General features: G+C 69.8%; 10 protein-coding genes. All 10 read right to left on the reverse strand.

The genetic code is table 11. From position 1 onward, the window contains the following. Nucleotides 1-26: 26 nt before the first annotated feature. Nucleotides 27-2,375 carry an ATP-binding protein gene (locus BLU82_RS15340; RefSeq protein ID WP_157741002.1) on the reverse strand — a complete coding sequence of 783 codons (2,349 nt, stop codon included), beginning with the start codon at nucleotides 2,373-2,375 and terminating at the stop codon, nucleotides 27-29. Next, nucleotides 2,372-5,671 carry a hypothetical protein gene (locus BLU82_RS34190; protein ID WP_157741004.1) on the reverse strand — a complete coding sequence of 1,100 codons (3,300 nt, stop codon included), beginning with the start codon at nucleotides 5,669-5,671 and terminating at the stop codon, nucleotides 2,372-2,374. Before BLU82_RS34190 ends, BLU82_RS15340 begins: the two co-directional genes overlap by 4 nt. Next, nucleotides 5,668-9,345, reverse strand: a complete 3,678-nt coding sequence (locus BLU82_RS15345) for an AAA domain-containing protein (protein WP_157741006.1) — start codon at nucleotides 9,343-9,345, stop codon at nucleotides 5,668-5,670. The genes BLU82_RS34190 and BLU82_RS15345 overlap by 4 nt, the downstream gene beginning before the upstream one ends. After that, nucleotides 9,317-13,135: an AAA family ATPase gene (locus tag BLU82_RS15350; RefSeq protein ID WP_172885622.1), complete on the reverse strand. Its 3,819-nt coding sequence runs from the start codon at nucleotides 13,133-13,135 to the stop codon at nucleotides 9,317-9,319. Before BLU82_RS15350 ends, BLU82_RS15345 begins: the two co-directional genes overlap by 29 nt. A gap of 29 nt (nucleotides 13,136-13,164) precedes the next feature. Further along, complete coding sequence (locus BLU82_RS15355) at nucleotides 13,165-14,589, reverse strand: triacylglycerol lipase (RefSeq protein ID WP_172885623.1); 1,425 nt, start codon at nucleotides 14,587-14,589, stop codon at nucleotides 13,165-13,167. A 505-nt stretch (nucleotides 14,590-15,094) separates the two neighbouring features. After that, nucleotides 15,095-15,916 (reverse strand): IclR family transcriptional regulator, encoded by an 822-nt coding sequence (locus BLU82_RS15360; protein ID WP_092621971.1) that lies wholly within the window; start codon nucleotides 15,914-15,916, stop codon nucleotides 15,095-15,097. Nucleotides 15,917-15,932: 16 nt separating this feature from the next. Next, entirely contained in the window at nucleotides 15,933-16,700 is a 768-nt protein-coding gene (locus tag BLU82_RS15365) for an SDR family NAD(P)-dependent oxidoreductase (protein ID WP_092621973.1), read from the reverse strand. Further along, complete coding sequence (locus BLU82_RS15370) at nucleotides 16,697-18,196, reverse strand: M81 family metallopeptidase (RefSeq protein ID WP_092621975.1); 1,500 nt, start codon at nucleotides 18,194-18,196, stop codon at nucleotides 16,697-16,699. Before BLU82_RS15370 ends, BLU82_RS15365 begins: the two co-directional genes overlap by 4 nt. Next, the gene (locus tag BLU82_RS15375) at nucleotides 18,196-19,392 is read right to left on the reverse strand and encodes an aspartate aminotransferase family protein (RefSeq protein WP_197682969.1); all 1,197 of its coding nucleotides are present in this window, start codon (nucleotides 19,390-19,392) and stop codon (nucleotides 18,196-18,198) included. The genes BLU82_RS15370 and BLU82_RS15375 overlap by 1 nt, the downstream gene beginning before the upstream one ends. A 227-nt stretch (nucleotides 19,393-19,619) precedes the next feature. After that, nucleotides 19,620-20,303, reverse strand: coding sequence for an RraA family protein (locus tag BLU82_RS15380; RefSeq protein WP_092621979.1), 684 nt, complete (start codon nucleotides 20,301-20,303; stop codon nucleotides 19,620-19,622). Nucleotides 20,304-20,306 lie beyond the last annotated feature (3 nt).

The following is a 20,306-nucleotide window of genomic DNA, read 5'->3' on the forward strand; positions in this document are numbered from 1 at the left end:
CCGTCGTCTCGGTGTCCGAGCGGCAGTCAGGAACTCCCGGGCAGGATCAGGGTGAAATGCGCACCTTTGAAGACTGGGTGACCCTCGGAGCGTTCCGCCACTTCCAGCTCGCCCTGGGCGGCCTCGGTGATCCGGCGAGCAAGGTGCAGTCCCGTGCCGCGGTTCGAGCCACGAGTGGAGAACCGGGGCCGGAACACTTGCGCAGTGCGTGTGATGGTGGGATCCAGGCCTGGCCCGTCGTCGTAGAGGTCGATGAGGACGTCAGTGTCGTCAGCCCGCGCCGAGAGGTAGATCCTGCCCGCTCGCTCAGTCGCCTCGAGCGCGTTCTCCAAGAGCTCATAGAGCACGGTCAGCAGAACGCGCTCTGGCACGGCCACGATGGTCCGTTCAGGGATATCGGAGACGAACTCGGCAGCGGGGAAGCTCGCGTCGGCCAGCGCGACGAGTGAGCCGGCGACCTCGGCGACGTCGCAGGATCCGGACATTCGCGAGGCCGCCTCGATGAGCGCGTCCGGCTCGGTGGTGAGGTCCGTCCCGGCACTCGAGTCCATTTCCGTCCGGAGCTCAGAGCTGACCCAGTTCTCGTTGAGCGCGTACCGGTGCATCGACCACGCCCTCGGCGGCTCCGACGTGTCGGAGGGCCTGTTGACGGCTGACGCAGTCAGCTCGAGGGCACACTCCGCCAGCCGCCGTTCCGCCAGGCCGCGCAGGCTGGTGAGGACGCCGAGAGGCCGCAGCGATACGTCGTCCTCGGCGCCTTCCTCCACGAACCACTGCTCACGCAGCCAGTCGAAACCGACAGGCAGGACGGACTCCCAGTCCGCGTCGTCGCCGGCGGCGCTGAACACGGCGGCGATGACAAGGGCGTCGAGGGCGAGCGGCGTGCCGGGAGGCTCCGCCAGGAGAGCAGCCCAGAAGGCGGCTCTATCCGACGGGCCCCGGCAGTCCCGGAGCACGGCGCTCTCGACACCGACCAGGCCTCGGTCTCGGAACGGGGAGCTACCCGCCGGGCGGCCCGTCGTCCGGTTCGCGGTGGCGGGCACGGCGTCCACGAGGTTCATCAGCAGCGTGTACAGGACCTGCGCGTCGTCTCCAGTCTGGAACTGGAGGTCCTCGGCGGTCGCCGAGCCGCCGATGCCGGCGAGGTCGCACAACCATGCGAGCAGGTGCCACGGATCGTTGTCCGCAAGGAGACGGGCCAAACCGGCCGGCGTGTCGACACCGAGTGCGGAGAGCGGCCAGGTCGAGCCCGCGATTCGTGCGAGGCCGATGGCCCGCCCCGACTCCAGGGTCGCCAACCGCAGGATGTCGACCATGGTCAGTGCGGCGGCCCTCGTCCGGAATCCGCCACCCGCCTGGAGGTCCGGGCCGACGGCGAGGTACTGGTCGACGCCGCGCAACGACGGAGCGCTCTGGACACCCGGCGGCAGGACGAGCAGGTCCACGCCCGCTGTGGCGTGGAAGGAGGCGAGCGGTGGGTGCCGGAACAGCGTCACCGTGCTCAGCCAGCCGCCGCTGAACTCGTGCACGGCTGGCTCGGGTGCGTCCGGATCGAGGAACCGCTCGAGTGTGAGCGCGAACTCCCTGGCTGCTTCCGAGCTGCCGCTCCCGAGCGCTTCCGCGGCCTCGATGAGGTCCTGCGCGTCGCCCACGGCCCTCCACGCGCTGAACTCAGGCGGCCTCGGCCGCCTCGGATCGACGTGCCACCCCAGTACGTCCTCAACGGGCTCGCTCCACCGCCACGGTGGCAGGGCCGGCTGGGCCTCCGGCACCATGAGATCCGAGGTCCCCTCCTCCAGCAGCCGACGGGCGAGTGCCAACCGGCCGGCGGCGATGAGCGAGTCCACCGCGGCGCGTAGTCGCGGGTCGGCACCGTCGGAACGGTTTCGCGCCGTGAGGTCGTCACGGAAACGGGCGATGTCTCGCGAGATGCGTTCCCGGTGCCCGGCCAGGATCGTCTCGACGGCCGGCCAGGACACCCGGGTCTGGGCCTCGAGATCGATGGCGTGGACCTCGAACGGGACCCCGGCGGCGGACGCTTCATCGGTCAGCGCGCGCAGCCGGATGGCGAGCTCGGCCGAACGTTCCGCCCGGAGAGGCTCCAGATCGGCGAACCGCGCGCGCACCCGCTCGGAGACCGCCTCGGACTCGGCGAGTAACAGCTCGGCAAGGTTGAACTCGCCCTTGTCTGCGAATTCCTCCAGCACGTCGTCGACGGTTCGGTCGACGGAGATGCCGTCGAGCAGGCACTGAGCCAGGTCGTCATCCACCTCGTCACCATGGAGCCGACGCACGAGCTTGGCGTGGCGGAAGCGGCCCGGCCATGCGCGCAGGAACGACTCAGGCCCGCGCGGCGCGTTCTGCTCGGTGGTCATGTCTGCTCCTTCGCCCATGTCGTCAGCGGGTTGAGCAGAGTGAGCAGCGCCATCGCGGGCAGCGCATAGGGCCGCCCGGACTCCTGGGCTTCCGTGTAGAGACGTGCCCAGCTCTCGCTGAGGTACTTGCCGAGCTCCACCGTTTCGGCGAGGCCACGGTCCTCGGCACGAGGCTCGACCTGCGTGGCGCCCGCGGCCGCCGCCACAGCGCGAAGATCGCGGACGAGGCCTTCGATGCGACGCAGGAAGCTGATCTGTTTCAGCCATTCCATCGGCTCCGCACCGGCTCCCGCAATGACGTCGTCGAGGTGACGCCTGACGTTGTGTGGCACCTGGAGTGCCAACTCCTGGCACTCCGGCGCGCCGGCACGTGCTGCCGCCCGCAGTTGCTGCAACAGCCCACCCGTGCGGAACAGCTCGCGGTGCAGGGCCACACCTGTGTTGAAGCTGAACCTGTTGCGCAGGGCCTCGATCCGGTCGATCGAGCCGATGATCTTCGCTCGTCGTTCCTCGATGGCGCGTTCCATCGCGCTGCGGTTCTGGTCGGCGGCAAAGCGGGACAGTGGAAGGGGGGCCGATCCGAAGGACTCGACCCGGGAGCAGAAGTCACGCCAGGCGGGTGCGAGGTCGCCAGACAGCAGACCCAGGAAGTCGCGGTGGCCCGTCGAACCACAGACGAGGACGTCGCAGGCGAGCGACGCCGCCCCTGCAGTCTTGGCGCCGAGCGAATCCCCTAGGTCGAACACAGCCTCGGCCATGTCGCCAGTCAGGGGCCGGGTCTCCAGCGCGGCGGCCAGCAGCGCGGCCGCCCGGAGCGGCCGGTCTGGTGTGGCCACCTCGCCGTCGCGAGCCTCGGGTTCCCACCGGGAGAGCAGCGCCGCTTCGACAAACGCCCCGCGTGTCCATCCGTCCTCGACGAGCCAGCCCAGCCAGGTCTCGGCCTGTCGGGCCGGCCCGAGGCCGTTGTGGAGTGCGGCAGCCGCGACCCGGCGGAGGTCACCGCGAGGCACGTCACTCTCCAACCAGCTCTTCAGCACGTCGAACGGCCGGTCATGAGCCCGAAGGCGCTCGGCGGCGACCCGCCCGAAGTCCTGAGCCGGCACCGAACGGGCCTCGAGGAGAAGGGCGATCCCGGCGCCGGCGCCCGATGGCGAGGACGGAGGTTCGGGCACCGGTTCGGCGGCCTCTGGCGATGGGGTCCCGGCGCTGCGGGCTCCGAGTAGGTCGGCGAGTTCGGCGGCGAATGGGTCGTGCCGGATCTGCACGCCCAAGCGGGAGACTCGCCGCCCGATTCCCTCGCCGCGGCGGTCGTCGAACGGGGAGAAGCTTCCAATGACGACCCAATCATCGGCGATGAGAAGCCGCCCACCGGTTCGCTGGTGGCGCACCGAGATCGAGTTGGCTCCACGGGCCAACTTCGCGAACTCCTGCAGGCCAGGTTCGGACGAGTGCGGGTCGGGATGCAGCACGTGGACTGCCGCGCCGGCGGCCCGGCGCTCCCGGAGATGGCGGGCGACCGCCGGCCCGGCGCTGCGTGTGCTCAGCCGGTCGTCGCTGATGACCAGGCGTATCTGGGCGTCGCGAATGCCCTGCCACAGCAACGTCCGGTGCTCGGCGTCCCGAACGACCTGGACCGCGGCCGCCTTGGCGAGTAGCTGCCGCCGGGTCTCGGCCAGTCCTGCGTAGACGTCGTTCCATCCGGCGGCCCATAGAGCCAGCGAGCTCGCGTCGACGTCGGCGGCGTCGACGTCGTCGCTCATCGAGTCGGTCACCCCGTCGGGTCGGCTCGGGTTCACGATGCTCGAGCCGGCGGTCGCCCTGGTCGCCCCCATGTCAGCCTGCTCGATCTTCTGGGCCATCACCCACGGATCGAACTCCCGTCTGGTCCACTGCAGGAGTTCGGCGACCGCCGCGGGCACCTCTGGTCCGGACTCGGCGGGTTCGATGAGCACCGAGACCTCAGCCGGCTCAGGTGCCTTGTACCCGAGGCACGAGTGGGATCCCACCATCGCCCGGCAGTCGTCCTGGATCACGAGGCAAGCCTCGGTCTTCGCGCTCTTGGGATTGCGGAGCAGGCGTGCGCCGGGCCGTAGGTAGAGCTCGTCCAGCAGGTTCTCCACCTGCGAGTTCAGCTGTTCGTTCGACGACCGGCCCCAGACGAAGACGACCTGGACGCCATGATCGAGCGCGCGACGCAGGCCCGGCAGGAACTGGCGGACCTTGCCGGGGTCGGGATCCGGTACGACGAGGACGAGTTGCCGCCGAGCCGAGGCGATGAGGTCGTTGACCGTCCACGTGTGGCCCTCGGGCCGGGTGATCAGGCTGACCCGCGCCTGGGCGCGGCGGATGTCCTCCAAGCGATCGTCGATCTGTGCGGCCCACTCGGACAGCCACTTGTGCCGCTCCTGAACCTGGTCGAGATCGATCGCCTCCAGACGGTCGAGCCGCCGCCGCATCCGGCGAAAGAGGTCATCGAGGTCGTCCGGCGCTTCCCGCTCGATCTGCGCCTGTCCTGAGACGGCCTGGACCACTGGGTGATTCGGTTCCTCGGCCATCAGTCGGTCGAAGAACGTGTTGAGCCGCCGTTGGCTGCGCAGACTCCAGCCCGAGGTCTCGCTTGTGGTGAACTGGACCCGGCCGTTGTCGGGGTCGCGGCGCACCACGGCATCGACCTCCAGCCACACGATCCGCTCCGCGCTCTGCAGGGCAGGGGTGCCGAAGCCCACGCTGAGGACGTTGACGCGGCCCCGGCGCTGCCGTTCGGTGCGCAGTGCCGACTGCACGCTGCTCACGAGCTCCGCCGGGGGTATGTCGGACACCTTGAGCTGCGGCCGCAGCGGAAGTCGGATGCTCGTCTCCGAGGCTCGGCCCCGCGCGTGGAACGTCGAGCGGATCATCCCGGTCACGGGCTCGAAGAGGAACTCCCGGGTCTGGAGCTCACCTCCGTCCGCGAGCGACTGCTGGCTGGTGATCTTCGCCCGCGCCGCCTCGGAGAGCTGGATGCCGCCGCTGTCGAAGTCGACCGTGAGGTGGCCTTTGCTCCATAACGTGCCGACGACCTCCATCACGATTCGCTGCGGTATGCAGAGCAGCGTGGTGAGGTAACTCATCGTCGCTTCGGCGCGATCCTGCACGTCACCTGCTCCGAGAGGCGGGCCGGCCCAGGCACCCTGAGCCGCGGCAAGGACGCCGCGAGCCACGAGGTCCTCCAGCGGGGTGACCCCCTCGGGCGGTCCGACGAGCACGTCGAGCTTCAGCACCCGGCAGGGCAGGGCCAATGTGAGTGGGACGATCATGAGCCGGACCATTCCTCAGCCCGCACGCGGGTTCCGAACCGTTCGACGAGCGAGGTGATGTCCCGCCATGACTGACCGCCGTTGTCCCGGAAGTGGTCGAAGCGGCCCACGAGCACGAGCAGCCGCTTCGCCCGCGACAGGAGCACGTTGGCGACCTCGTCCTTGCCCACGTGCCCGACGTTCTGGCGGGGATCGTCCGCCACGCGGGTCGTGCGTACGAGTGACACGATGACGCGGTCCGCCTCTCGTCCCTGGAACGAGTGAACGGTGAAGACTCGATTGGTGAGATTGCCCCGCCGTTGGAGCATTTCGAGCTGCTTGGCGTAGGGCGTCAGAACGGCGAGGCTGTCCGGGCCGTCGTCACCGGGCGGCGCGGAGTCCGGGCGCAGCTGAGCGACCAGATCGTCGATGATGGCCACCTCACCCTCGTTGGACCACATCGGCTGGTCCTGACACCCCGGGGAATCGCCGGTGTCGACCCAGACCAGGGGTCTCTGCAGCAAGTACCGCGGCCGGGTCACCCCGTGCGGCGCTCTGGCCGAGACGTGTGACTCCAGAAAGCTCTCCCACAGCCCGGTGGCATCCAGTCGCGCAGGATTCGACCGGTAGAAGACCCGGCGCACGGGCTCGGCGATGTCCGGGTGCATGCGGAACTGCATCTTCAGCTGGCCAAGCCCCTGGGTCCGGTCGGAGAGCACCTCGGCGACCGTCGCATCGGACGTACCCGCGGTCGTCATGGGCTCGAACAGGCTCCGGAACAGGTTGAGTACCCCGAGCCGATCCTTCTTGGCGACGTAGTGCAGCTTGACCTTCGCCTCGTTCGAGTACTGGCTCAGACTCTCCAGGAAGTTCTCGACATCGTCGCTTCGATGTGCGCCCAACTGCCGGTGATCGCCGATCAGCGTCCACCGCATACCGAGCGTCAGCGGCACCAAGAGCTCGGTCGGCCACGCCTTGGCCGCCTCCTCGACGATGACCCAGTCGAAGCTCTCGGTGATGTCGGTGGAGTCGGAAAGCGCGTCTGCCGCGACCGAGCAGGTGGCCAGCACGACGCTGGCTCCGTTGCGAAGCCGTTCGGAAAGCTCGAGTTGGCCGGACCGCACGTTCTCCAGCCATTCCTGAGAAATCTGTTGCTCGGCCTCAGTCAACCGGCGTCCGAATTCCCGATCGGGATCCCCCTTGGCGTGCTGCTTCAAGCGTGCCTGTAGCGACTTCACGACCTTGTCGTACGTACTCCGGGAGAGATTGTCGAGCGTGTACGGCTGTACGGCGTCCGAGACCGAGTCTTCGCCGCGCCGACTCGTCTCGCGCAAGATGATGTTGGTCTCCGGTAGCAGCTTGACGAGCCGCTCGGCGAGGTTGTCGAGTGCGTAGTTCGATTGCGCGCTCACGAGCACCTTAGCCCCGCGCTCGTTGGCCAGGAACAGCTTCAGCGCGTTGGCGACCGCCGTGGTCTTCCCGCTTCCCGGCGGGCCCTGCAGGGCGTAGAACGGTAGCTGGGAGAGCATGGCGAGGATGACCTCAGGGCTGTTTCCGTGGAGCTTTCCCTCGGGATCCACGTCCCAGTCCTGTTGGCCGATCTCGATCGACCGTGGGTGACGTAGCTCGCTGATCAAGGTGGGCTGGCCCTCGAGCGCCTGGCGCGCCCGCAACTGCCGGCTCAGTTGCGGCCGCGACCCGCTGTCCTCGGCCGGCCGCACCCAGCCCCGGTCTGGTACGTTCACACCGGGTTTGGCCCGGACTGTGACAGTGTTCTCGTCGAGGCGCCGGGAGTACTGCACCGTGTTCGAGCTACCGCTGAAACCCGGGGACGTCAGCCGCCCGTCCAGCGAGAGGTCGGTCCAACCTTTGCCTTCGTCCAACCCGGCCAGGAAGTCACCCAGCGGCGGGCGCCGTCGAGGATCCCTGGCGTAGGCAGTCATCAACCCGTCGCCGCGTTGCCGCCAGCCGTCGTCCCGTGACTCGTCGAGCCGCAGGTCGACCAGCGCGCCTCGCCGGTCCTGGACAACGTAGGGATAGGTCCGGGCGTCGAGGACGGCGCGCTGGTAATCCAGCAGGAAGTCCACCGACTGCAGGAACCTCTCGTTCTCGGGGTCGCGCAGGTGGCTGCGATCCACGCTCGTGGCCAGCGGTTCCCACGACGGCCGGTCGACTCGCTTGTCGCTGATCGACTGCTGGGGGAAGAAGGCGACCAGGTCGATCGCGGGCACCTTCCGGCGCGGCTGCGCGGTGTAGATCTCCCTCGCATAGATGTGCTCGCGCAGGTATTTGATGACTAGGGTGTCCTTGAGCGTCTCCCGGATGGAGCCGTCCAGCCCTTTGTCCTGCAGGTAGGCGCAGAACCACACGGCACGCTGGCCGATCAGCACCCATTCCGCCTCATGGAGGACATCCGAGGGACCGGTGGCATAGCCCTCCGCACCCGTCAAGGAGTGCACGAGGTAGGCGTCCTGGAGTTCCTGCTCGTAGAAGGCCTTGAGCTCGTCCCGGCCGGCCGCATCGCGCGGGCTACGTGAGATCCAGCCTCGTTCCTTGTAGATGGTGTCCGCGGACTCGTCCGGCATGAAGGCGACCAGGTAGGGCCGGCTGGCCCTGCCCTCCCAGGCACTGCGGATGACGTCCCAGGACCGCTCGATCATGATCGCGAGGTCGTAGGACGACTCCCGGCCGTCCGGTTCTGCCGCGAGCATGTTGGCGAGCACCGCTTTGAGTTCGGCCGGGACGTCCGGCGAATCGCGCAACTTCCGGCGCATGGCCGCGTGCAGGTCGGCCAAGGCTCGGATCCGCTGGCCTGGTCGGGCGGCCGCGACAGCGGACAGTTCGTCCGGTAACTGTTGCGGGATCCCGCCACAGAACAGCTCCCATCCGAAGACGCCGAGGCCGAAGAGGTCGGTGCTCTCCCAGTCGCGGCGGCTCCGGTGGTTCTCGTCGAACAGAAAGGGATGGATCTCCGGTGCCAGGTAGGCGAGATGCCGTGCGCCGGCCTCCGAGTCGAGTGCGGCGTGATGGGCTGGGTCGAGGTAGAGCTTGCGCGTCACCCACCGGATCTCACCGGTGTCACCGGTCACGACGCGACGGATGAGGTTGCTGATCAGAGCACTCATCTCGAACCGGCTCAGCGACAACTGCGGCCCGGCGACGCCGTCATTCCGCCACCGGAGCGCCGTTGGAAGCATTAGGCGGTGCATCACACGCGCGCCGTGTAGCCGCTTGAGCGCATCGAGCAGCAGGCTGAACTGTTCGAACGCCTCGAGTGGTCTGTCCGCCGCCCAGTTCACGGCCTCGTTCAAGTCCAGTAGGCCGCCGAGCGATCGAGTGATGGTGAAGGCGATGCCCTCACCTGGTCGTTGCTTCGAGGCTTCGATGACCGGCAGGGCCGGATGATCAAGAGCCCGGAGCCGTAGCAGCGTATGGGCCGATCGTTCCCAGAGTTCGCCGGCGAAGCCCTCGACGCGATCGAAGATCGTGACGTCGTACTGCGCCGAGTGACGCTCCAACCGGGCGCGCGCCAGCACTCCACCCACGAGGACCTCGACGGGCGCCACCCGTTCGAATCCTGGGAAGGGCGAGGTCTCGTCGTGACAGAAGAGACGCTCGACGAGTTCGGTGTAGTCGCGAGTGTGCCCGACCGGCGTCATCGACGGTTCACGTGGCTGGTTGCCCGGACTGCCCACGTGGGTTCCCTCCCTTCGATCCGTAAAGGACGTCGTCCTCCATCTCGATCTCGATCGTCCCGCCGTCGAGCACCACGACGAACCGTCGGAGGTTTTCGGCCGGCGTCAAGCCCCGGATCGCACCGCCGAGGTGCAGCTGGTGCCGGATGCCACCCGACCATGGGTCCCAGAGGCAGATCAGGCCGTCGTCACCCCCGCTCACCAGAACGGCGTGGCCTTCGTCGAGCTGTAGCGTGAGCAGCGCACGGACCCAGTCCCGGTGCTGCCGCAACGGCGGCCCAGCCGCCTCACCGGTGTCGGCCCGCCAGGTGTGGATGTCGTTCGAACTGCTGGTGGCGATGGTCACCGCGCTCTCGCCGGTGATGACGGCGGCGCAGCGTAGCTTGTCCGCCTTCAGCGGCAGATCCGTGGCCGTGTTGGTCTCCAACCGGCACCTGAGCAGGCCGGAAGGGGCTCGCATGAGAGTGACCGCGCGACCATCGGACGTGGTGAGGTCCCAGCGCGCGGGAGATTCGCGGTGGTTAGCGCTGCCCGGCTGCCGTGCCGATGCGGGCTGAGCCACGACGACGGTCGTCCAGATCTTGACCTGCCCGTCGCGCGAACCGCTGGCCACCAGCGGTGCGCCGTCCGGTGAGCGAAGGGCGACCAGATCGGTGACGACGTCGTCGTGGCCCGTGAGATCCGGGCCCACGGATGCCCAGGTTGCGCCGTCCCAGAGGCGCACACGACGGTCGGCGCCGCCGCTGGCGACGATGATCCGACCGGCGTCGTCGGACAGCAGCGCCAGGGCACGGACCGGTCCGTCGTGAGCGGCGAACGACTCGACCACATCGAGGTCGGCATGGTTCCAGACCGTCACCACGCCAAGGGCGTCACCGGTCAGGATCAGCCCGGCCCTCTCGATCACCGCCACTGACCACAGCGGCGTGGACCAGATCTCCTTCTTGCGGCGCCGGCCATGCGGGAGACTCCACCGTCGGAGCGAGCCGTCGACACTGACGGAGACGAGCTCCCGTTCGCCACCGGCGTCGAACATGGCCAGACCGGTGATGCGCGCCGCATGCCCGGTGAGCGGCATTGGTTGCTGACCGGTGGCCCGATCAGGATTCACCAGCCGCAACCGGCCGCTGGTGGTGCCGATCGCGAGTAGTGACGTGCCATCGGCAGTCGGGCAGGCCTCGACCGCACAGCGGGTGCCGCCATCGCGCCCGCGTAGCTCGGACGCCTCGCCCTCGCCATCAAGTGGCCACAGCCTGGTCGGCTGTCTCGTGCCGACCGACGCGAGACTTGTCCCGTGGGATCCGCTCAGTGTGGCCAGGCCAAGGATCTCACCGCCCGTGCCGGTGGTGACGTCGGTCGTGCTGCCTTGCCAGGGGTTCCACAGCCGTATCTGACCGTGGTCATTGCCGTAGGCGACGACGACTGTGCCGTCGGCCGCCGCGCAGACGGCGAGGGAGTTGACCGGGATGGGTGGACTCGGCAAGTCCGTCTGGTACGACGGGTCGCGGACGATCTGGGCTGCGGCGACCTGCCAGGCGGCACCGGCCACCGGTTCGATGGTGGGCAGATAGTGACCGGCTGCCCTGGCCGCGCCCAGTTGCCTGTATCCGCATCGGTCGCCGTCCGTGCCGTCCAACGCGAGATGTGCGGTCCTGCGGACGTCCAGAACCGACGGGGGAAGGTCGGCCGCCGGTGATCGCCAGCTGTCCGCCACGAGCGTGGCCAGGTCCAGCCGGTCGAGTACCTCCGGTGCGCCCTCGAGGACGGACCACCCGTGGCGCCCGAGCGCGGCGGCGTGCCCGGAGAGGTGACGGCGCAGATAGGGTGGAGAATCAGGTGCCTCCAGCGTCAACCGGACGAGGGCCTCCAGCACGGCCGTCCGCGTCTGCCGGTCCAGCCGAGCCAGCAACTCCTCGGTGAAGGTCCGGTGAGCAAGACGGAAAACGCTGCGGCCGGCCTCGGCGTCCAGCATGACGTAGGGCCCCGCGACTCGGAGCACCTGGTCGATGTCGGCCTCGGTGAAGGTCTGACCCGGAGCGAGGACGCTCGCCACGGTGGCCCAGATCCGGTCGGCTCGCGGGAGCCCACGGCCCTGCGCGCAGGCGAGGGCGAGTAGGAGGGGCTCCACCTGCGGATGCGCGCCAGCCAGACGCTGCATGGCCCGGCGGAAGAGCGCGGACCGGCCGAGCGCCATCGTCCGGCGGCGCTCGGCGGTGAAGGCGCCGGTGAACAGTGCGGGCGTGGCCAGCAGTTCAGTTACCAGGAGCCGAACGTGAAGGAAGTCCCAGCCGGCGTCAGCGTCCGCGTCGGCCCCGCCCGCCAGCCGTTCGCTGAGATCCGCGAGCACGTCGCCCAGGTCTTCCTCAGCGGCGGCCAGACCGGCGGAGCGCAGCTGTGCCACAGCGAACTCCAGGGCCGCGGCCCGGTCGTCCTGGAGCGCCAGGACCGTGACGTCGAGACCGGAACCGAGCCCTGGGCCTTGCAATAGCTCAAGGAGCCCGGCGCCGTTGGGACCAGACCGCGGCCGGGTGGCCAGCACGATCCGCACCCCCGTGAGTTCGGCGAGCTGCCCCAGAAGTGCCGCGATGTCGGCGGGGTCGCGCGCCTCGTCCAGGGCGTCCGCGAACAAGGTCAGGGGCGCCTCCCGCTCGGCCAGCAGTCGCACGAGCTCCGTCACCTGCTCCGATGGAGGTCGATCGGCCGGCAGTTCGATCTCCGCGATGCGGGCGAGGCGGGTCACGACATCCGCGGTCGCCGCCCCCGTCAGGAGCAATGCTCCGTCGACGGGCGGGAGAAGACGCCCGCCGGCCCAGTCGTCAATCAACTGCGGAGCGTGCTCGAGCGCTCGGCGCAGAGACGGGACGGCGTGCAGCATGAGGTGCGCCAAGAGCGCCGACTTGCCGCTCCCCGGCCCGCCGGTCAGCACGAACATCCCCGTGCGGTGGGTCGCCAACCAGGTGGCGATGGCCGAGCGTTCGGCGACCCGCCCGAAGAGGCGGCCGCCGATCTCCAGCAGATCGGACCCGAGGCCTTTGCGGGCGAGCTGTACGAGCGTGGACTCGGGCAACTTGGTGAGAACGTCTCTGACGTTGGGATAGATGTCGACCGCCGTGGTCAGTGTCGGGGTCAGGTCGCGGCGCGGAGTCAGCGTGGACCGGCCGGATAGTCCCATCGCTCGCACGAAGCCAGGCTGGAGAACGTCCTCGAACCGGTTGGCGAGGTCCCTGATGCTGATCAGCTTGTCGTTCGACCAGTAGGCCGCGCAGATCTCCTCGAGCGCCCGCCGGAACGTCCCGAGGTAGCCCTCACCGCGATCCTCGCCGGAGCCGATCAGGAGCACGCCGTTTCGCACCCGGCGCCGAGCGAGCTCCGACTCCATCATCTCGGCGAATCGGATCCCGCCACATGCTTCGACCACGACGATCACCCAGTCGGGCTCGTCCCGCAGCCGGTGTTCGTCGGCGACGTACTTGGCCAGCTTCGCAGGTTCCAGGCCTACGTCGGTCGCACCGGCGGGCACGTGGAGCTCGACGTCATCCTCATTGCTGGAACCGTGACCGATCCACAGCAAGAGGGAACTGCGCGAGACGGCCGGCTGCGACCACGACTCCAGCCGTGCGAGTGCGGTCCCGACGTCCCGCTCGAGGGCGTCCACGTCCCAGGGGCGCAGGTCGCCGCCCCAAGGAGACAGGATGGCGGCCACGCGCTCGGCCTCGTCGTCCGCTGTCGGTAGATCGGGGTGGTTGTTGTAGTGGCTGATGACGATCGGGACGACGTCGAAGGCGTTCACAGAGGGCCTGGGCCCAGCACCGATCTCGCTCATCTGTCGCCGATGGGGTCGGCGCCGACCAGGACGAGCTTGGTGACCTCGGCGTTGCCGGCGGAGACCCGGACGCGGTACAACCCTGCGACCTCCAGATCGGTACGCACGATGAAGGCGCCCTCATCGCGCCGGCCACGGACGAGCGGGCGCCGGACCACGGCATCCCGCCGTGCGGTGTCCTCCACGGCACATGTGATGTCGGCCGGAGTGTGGTCGGAGCGAATCCGGATCTCCAGCGGTTGGTTCGGACGGATCTCGTCCTGGGTCTCAAGGCCGAGTGGTGTCTCGTTCAGGGCCTGCCCGAGCACGGTGTCCAGGTCCGTGGCGCCGGTGATCACCTTCTGCACGATGTGCAGAGACGCCCGGTTCACGGCGAGGGACTGGTGGTGCTGCGCCACCGGTATGCCTTCTGTGGCCGCCGTGCGGGCCGAGTACTGGAAGACCGTGCCGTCGCCGTCGAGGTTCTCGGCAACCAGCCGTCCGGACTCCCGGATCAGGTCGTCCTGGCTGTTCCGCCGGTATCCCCAGGCGTGGGTGACGACGTCGCTCCCCCTGAATTCCAGGCTCTGGGGCGTCTTTTGCCCGATGCCGACCACAGCTCGATGACCCGGCAGTTCGCCGGAAGCCGTACGGGCTCGGCGTTCGAACGCTTCCCGCACGAGCTGCGGTGCGCCGCCAAGACCAACGACGTCCGACCGGCCGAGCGCCACCACGTCGTCGCCCCGCAGCAGGCAGCGGTACCACGGCAGGAGGTCGTAGAGCCCGGGCATGGACCGGCAGGCCTGCCGCGTCGCGTCGGCGGGCATTCCACGCGGTCCGCCGTCGCCTGTCGCCAGCATCCCGATCGTCTTCACCGATCCTGCGAACGGCGTGCCCAGGGTCACCACGGCCCGGGTGTCCGGTTGCTCGACGGCAAGTCCGGACATCGCCCTGACCAGCAACCCGCCCATCGAGTGGGCGACGAAGACGAGGCGGGGCTCGCGGTCGTCATTGCGGCGCGAACGCACCTCGCTCAGTCGCTCGTGATCCCGCCACCGCTTGAGATGGGCGCACGCATCCCGGGCGAGGATCCTGGCGTTGTGCTCGACATCCAGTCGCCAGTCATAGGCGAAGGGAAGGACGGCGTCCGGATGCAGGACCGTTCGGGTGACGGCCTCGACCAGCCGTTTGTAAGGCTCCATGCCGCCAAATCCGGGCAGCCATTCCGGCAACATGAGCAGGCCCGTCGGCACCACCCTCCGGAGCTCGCCGCTCAACTCCGGATCCCGAACTCGAAGCGCGTCGATTCTCGACCCCGAACCGATCCGAGCAGCGTTCTTCAGTGCAGAAGAAATTCCCCAGATCTGACGGCCACCCGACTCGTGGACGAGACTCAGCGTACTTCCCATGATTCCCGGCACGATCACCACGGCGTCGAACACAGCGACGTTATCTGGCCGCCGATCAGATGAGCGAATCTCTCGCATCGTTCCCCTGGGTGCTCGACGGACGATCTCGAGTCGGCGTGGGTACGTGGGTGTCAGCCAGCGTACCCAACTTCCACCCATTTGCGGATCTTCTGATCAAGTCAAACCGGACGTACTTCACGAGGGTTTGGCGCTCCAGAGCCAGGCGCGTCCGACGACGTGGAGACGGCATGCCTCGAGAAGCCCTCGGTGCTCCCATGCCACCGCGCGCGGCCGCCGCCTGTCGCCGATGGCAATCGCCCATTCGGGGTTCTGACCCGTCACGATTCGGGGCCGGCGACAACCAGAAATGCTCTCACCCGTGTGGCGATACATGGGTGAGGGCCCGTCTCCTGGATCGCTGGAAGGTACGCATGCGGACGAACACGTCACGCTGGTCCTGGCGATGCCGCATCCAGCACTGAATTCACTGCTACGGCTACGTCGAGCACGCTCGGACCGGTCGCGGACTCTGGCGGCCTCAGCCCTCGTCGCGCTGGGCCGCCCGTGGATCGCTCATGAGCCGCTCGGCGGCGTAGGTCAGGGTCCTGGCGATCCTCGGGATGTCCTTGACGGGGAAGCGGCTGGCCGGGGCGCTCAGGCTCAGCGCGGCCGGGACCCGGGTGCCGGTGATGCCGACGGCGACGCAGCGGCCATCCTCCTCGTTCTCCTGGTCGTCGACGGCGCGGCCGCGCTGGCGGACCAGCTCGAGCTCCTCGAGGAACCGGTCGAGGGAGGTGATGGTGCTGGGGGTGCGCCGCGGCATCTCGACCTCGTGCAGCAGCTCGCGCACCCTGGCCTCGGGCAGCTGCGCCGCGATGGCCTTGCCCAGCGCGGTGCAGTAGAGCGGGTCGCGGGCGCCGGGCGCGCTCACCATGCGCACCTGACGCAGGCTCTCGGCGACCTCGACGTAGCGCACGGTGTTGCCGTCGAGGACGCCGAGGTTCACCGTCTCGCCGGTCTCGTCGCGCAGCTTCTCCAGCCACGGCCGGGCGCGCTCCTTCAGCATGTCCAGGTCGCGCGACTGCATGCCGACGAAGCCGAGGCCGAGGCGGTAGCGCCCGTGGGCGTCGCGCTCGACGTAGCGGTGCCGCTCCAGGGTCCACAGGTACCGGAAGGCCGTGGCCTTGGCCATGCCGATGGAGCGATGGACCTCGACCAGCGCCATCGGCTCCGGCGACTCCTGTAGCACGTTGAGCATCGAGACGACCCGCTCGACCGAACGGTTGTTGTACTTCCTGATCTGCTCCGGCGTCGCCGTCGCGGGATCGGGCGCGCCGGTGATGTCGATCTCGTCGCTCATGGTTCTCCCCCTGCCTTCATCGGAACACCCAGCCGCCGTCGACGGTGACGACCTGGCCGGTCACGAACGCGCTGTCGTCGCTGGCGAGATAGACGAAGGTCGGCGCGAGGTCGTCGGCGTAGCCGCGGCGGCGCAACGACTGCTGCGCCACCACCTCGTCGAAGAGCGCCCGCTCGTCCGCGAACAGCTCCGTCTCCTGCTCGGTCCGGATCGCTCCGGGCATGACGGCGTTGACGCGGATGCCGTCGGCCCCGAGCTCGCGGGCCAGCGCCCGGGTGATCCCGATGATGCCCGCCTTGCTCGCGGTGTAGTGCAGCGATCCGGGCTGCCCGGTCTCCGCCATGATGCTGGTGACGGTGACGATGGAGCCGTGCCCGGAGGCGGCCAGATCCGGATGCGCGGCCCGGGCCAGCAGCCACGTCGCGCGCAGGTTGACCGCCAGCACGTGGTCCCATTGCTCGACGGTGATGTCCTGCCAGTGCGCGTGCCCGCCGGCCGCGGCGTTCGCCACGACGATGTCGAGCGGACCCAGCGCGCGCCGCGCCTGTTCCACCAGGTCCGACGGCCCGCGCGGGTCGCCGAGGTCCGCCTCCGCCGTGACCACCCGCGCACCGCCGGCCGCGAGCTCGTCGGCCAGCTGGGCGGCCTCCGTCTTGCGGTCGACGCGTGGCTCGTGGGCCAGGACGACGGACGCGCCCTCGGCGGCGAAGGCTCGGGCCGCCGCGGCGCCGATGCCGCGCGACGCGCCGGTGACCAGTGCGACCCGGCCGGCCAGGCGGCTCATCGGACCGTCTCCGGGTCGAACCGGGCCTCGGGCTCGAACGGGTACATCGGCCGGCGGCGTTGGTGGAAGCCGAACACGGAGAGGTCGGCGCTGGTGGAGCCGGGGGTGTCGGCCCAGATCAACTGGCTGGCGATGGGCTCGAACGCCGCCCGCGGGGCATGGACGCCCTTGGCGACGACGATCGGCACGCCGGCCGGGTCGATGCCGAGGGTGCTGAACTGCATCCGGCTCCAGGTGCCTTCGGGCCGCGAGTGCAGCGCCAGCAGATAGCCGTCATCGGTGCGCACCCCTGCCGAGGTGCCCAGGTCGAAGACGCGGGCGCCGCCGTGGGTGGCCGACGGGTCCTCGAACCGGCCGTCGGTGACGGCGATGACCTCGCCACGGATCGGGAACGGGCTGCCGTGCCGGTCGTCGACCTTGCCGCCGACCGTGAGCTCGACCCGGGCGCCGACGCCGGCGGCCGCGCACGACAGCGCCACCGCGGGGTCGTAGACGCACTGCGCCACACCGGTGACGCCGAGCCGGCGGGCCGCGTGCAGCAGATGGGTGGAGTCGCCGGGGCTGCCGCCGCCGACGTTGTCGCCCATGTCGAGGACGACCACGGGGCCGCCGTCCGCGGCGCCGGCCTGCCGCATCGCCTCGTCCGTACCGGGCGCCGTTCCGACGAAGTCCGCGCGACGTTCCCAGGTCGCGGCCGCGACCGACCGGGCGGCGTCGGCGGCGAGCGCCGGGTCGCCGTCGGCGACGGCGACCACCGACATGCCCATCTCGGCGACGTCGGCGTACGGGAACCCCTCGACCAGGCTCACCGAGAGCACCCCGGGACGGCGTTCCTGCTCGCGGGCGCCGGCGAGCAGCCCGCGCATGGGCTCCTGACCCGTGCCCATACGCAGGATGCCGGCCGCTAGGGGCAGCTCGGCCAGCGCCATGACCGGCCGGATCTCGCCGCGGATCGTCCGGCCCAGCAGCCGGGCACAGGCCAGGCCCTGCTCACGCGCGTCGACGTGCGGGTTGGTCTGGTAGACGGTGATGACGTCGGCGTGGTCGACCAGCCGCCGCGAGACGTTCGCGTGCAGGTCGAGCGTGACGCCGATCGGGACGTCCGGGCCGACGGCCGCGCGCACCCGCCGCAGGAACTCGCCGTCGGCGTCGGGGTGGCCGTCCGCGACGGCCGCGCCGTGCTGCGGCAGCAGGACGCCGTCCCACGGTCCCTGCTCGCGCAGCCGCGCCAGCACGAGACCGGTCAGGTGCTCGAACGCCTCGGCCGTGCTGGCGCCGGTGGGCGTGATCCAGCTGTACACCAGCGGGACGACCTCGACGTCAGGTTCCTCGGCCGCGTAGGCGAAGTAGCCGGCGAGGATCGACTCCGACCGCTCGTGACGCTGCCGGATCGCCTCGCCCTCGAGGATGCCGGCCCGCTGCCACGCCGCCAGCGTCGCCGTCGACGGGGCGAACGTGTTCGCCTCGTGACCGAAGCCTGCCATCGCCAGACGCATCAAGCGGACACCTGTGCCGCGGCGGCGTCGAACCGCTCCAGCGTCGCCGCCATCTCCTTGTCCGCGTGCGCGGCCGAGACGTACCAGATGCCCCGGGCGGCGACCCAGACGCCGTGGTCGGCCAGCGTGTGCGAGAACGCCGCGTAGCGGTCGAGGTCGAGGCCGGCCAGGCCGGCGTAGTCGTGCACCGGCGCGGGGTCGCCGAAGGACACGTGGAAGGCCATCGGCAGGCCCTGCGCACGCAGCGGCAGACCGTGGTCGCGGCCGATCTCGACGATCGCGTCCATCAGCGAGTCGCCGTACTCCTCCAGCCGCGCGTACGGCGGGTCCTCGCGCAGCGCCTTCAGGCTGGCGATGACGGCGGCGCAGGCCGGCACGGAGCCGTTGAAGGTGCCCGCGTGGACGACGCCGTCGGCGAACCGGTCCATCAGCGCGGCGGAGCCCGCGAGCGCCGACACCGGCCAGCCGCCGGCCATCGCCTTGCCGTAGACGGCGAGGTCGGGCCGCACCCCGAACCGCTCGGCGGCGCCGCCCAGCGCGACCCGGAACCCGGTGATGACCTCGTCGAAGATGAGCACGACGCCGTGCGCGTCGCAGAGCCGGCGCACCTGCGCCAGGAACCCCTCGGCCGGCGGGATGGCGCCGTTGTTGAACATGACCGGCTCCACGATCACCGCCGCGATGTCGTCGTGCTCGGCCAGCGTCGCCTCCAGGGCGGCGGCGTCGTTGAACGGCAGCACGTACGCCTCGGTGACGCTGTGCGACAGCTGGCCGGCGCTGCCTGGGGCAGGCTTGCCGTCGACCATGGAGATCAGGACGTTGTCCAGCCAGCCGTGATACGTGCCGGCGAAGCGGACGAACCGGTTGCGGCCGGTGGCCGCGCGGGCCAGCCGCAGCGCCGCCTGGTCGGACTCGGTGCCGGTGACGCCGAAGCGCACCCGCTCGGCCCAGCCGACGGTGTCGAGGAACAGCTCCCCCGCCTCGTTCTCGAGGACGTGGTTGGCGCCGAACACCGATCCGCGCCGCGCCTCGGCCGCCACCGCGTCGTTCACCCGTGCCGGCGCGTGACCGAGAAAGTTGGGGCCCTGCCCGAGCAGGTAGTCCACGTAGTCATTGCCGTCGGCGTCGTAGAGCCAGGCGCCCTCGCCCCGCTCGAAGAAGATCGACGGCGCGCTCAGACGGACATTCGAATGCACCCCACCCGGCGTGAGCTCGCGGGCACGGCTGGAGAACGCAGCGGAGCGCTCGAGAACGGTGGACAACCTCGCCTCCCAGGCGGTGACGGGAAACCGAGCGGGCTGCCGGCGAATCGGCAGATGTTCCACTGACTGGAACGCTCGGTTCTAACTGTTGAATCATACGGGACGAAAACGGTCCTGCCTACCCGGCATCGCGGCGGGTGGGCAGGACCGTCGTCAGTCAGCTACTCGTAGGCGGCGAGGAAGTCGCCGAATCTCTCGACGTCGAGTCGTCCCTGCCTGACGTGGCCGATGATCTCCCGCTCGGTCGTCTCCACCGCGTGCGCCGCCGCGGCGACCTCCCCGGCGATCGCGCGTGGCACCTCGACGACGCCGTGCGCGTCGCCGTGCAGCAGCGCGCCGGGCTCGACGACCATCCCGCCGACCCGCACCGGCACCCCGACCTCGACCAGGTGCGCGTGGGCGTGCGACACCAGCACCGAGCTCGCGTAGAAGCGGAAGCCCAGGGAGCCGACCTCGTCGATGTCGCGGACGCCGCCGTTGGTGACGGCGCCGACGCAGCCGTGGGCGCGGTGGATGTACGCCATGACCTCGCCCCACAGCGCGCCGACCGGCCGCTCGTCGAGGTCCTCGACGACCACGACGCGCGGCTCCGGCAGCTCCGCGATGTGCCGCAGCAACTCGACCAGGGGCACGGCGTCGTCCGATCGCTGCGCCGACCGCATGCGCGCGGTGGCCGCGTACGCCGTCCACGGGCCCGGCCCGCCGGCGACGTGCCGCACGGTGGCGTCGAGGAAGCCTTCCGACCGCGGCCGGACGTCGAAGGTCTCGATCGCGTTGGCGATCGTCGGTGTCGAGTACCGCTCCATCTCGGCCAGCCAGCGCATCGGCACCGGTTCGACGCTCATCTG

The organism is Jiangella sp. DSM 45060, assembly GCF_900105175.1.
Lineage (GTDB): Bacteria > Actinomycetota > Actinomycetes > Jiangellales > Jiangellaceae > Jiangella.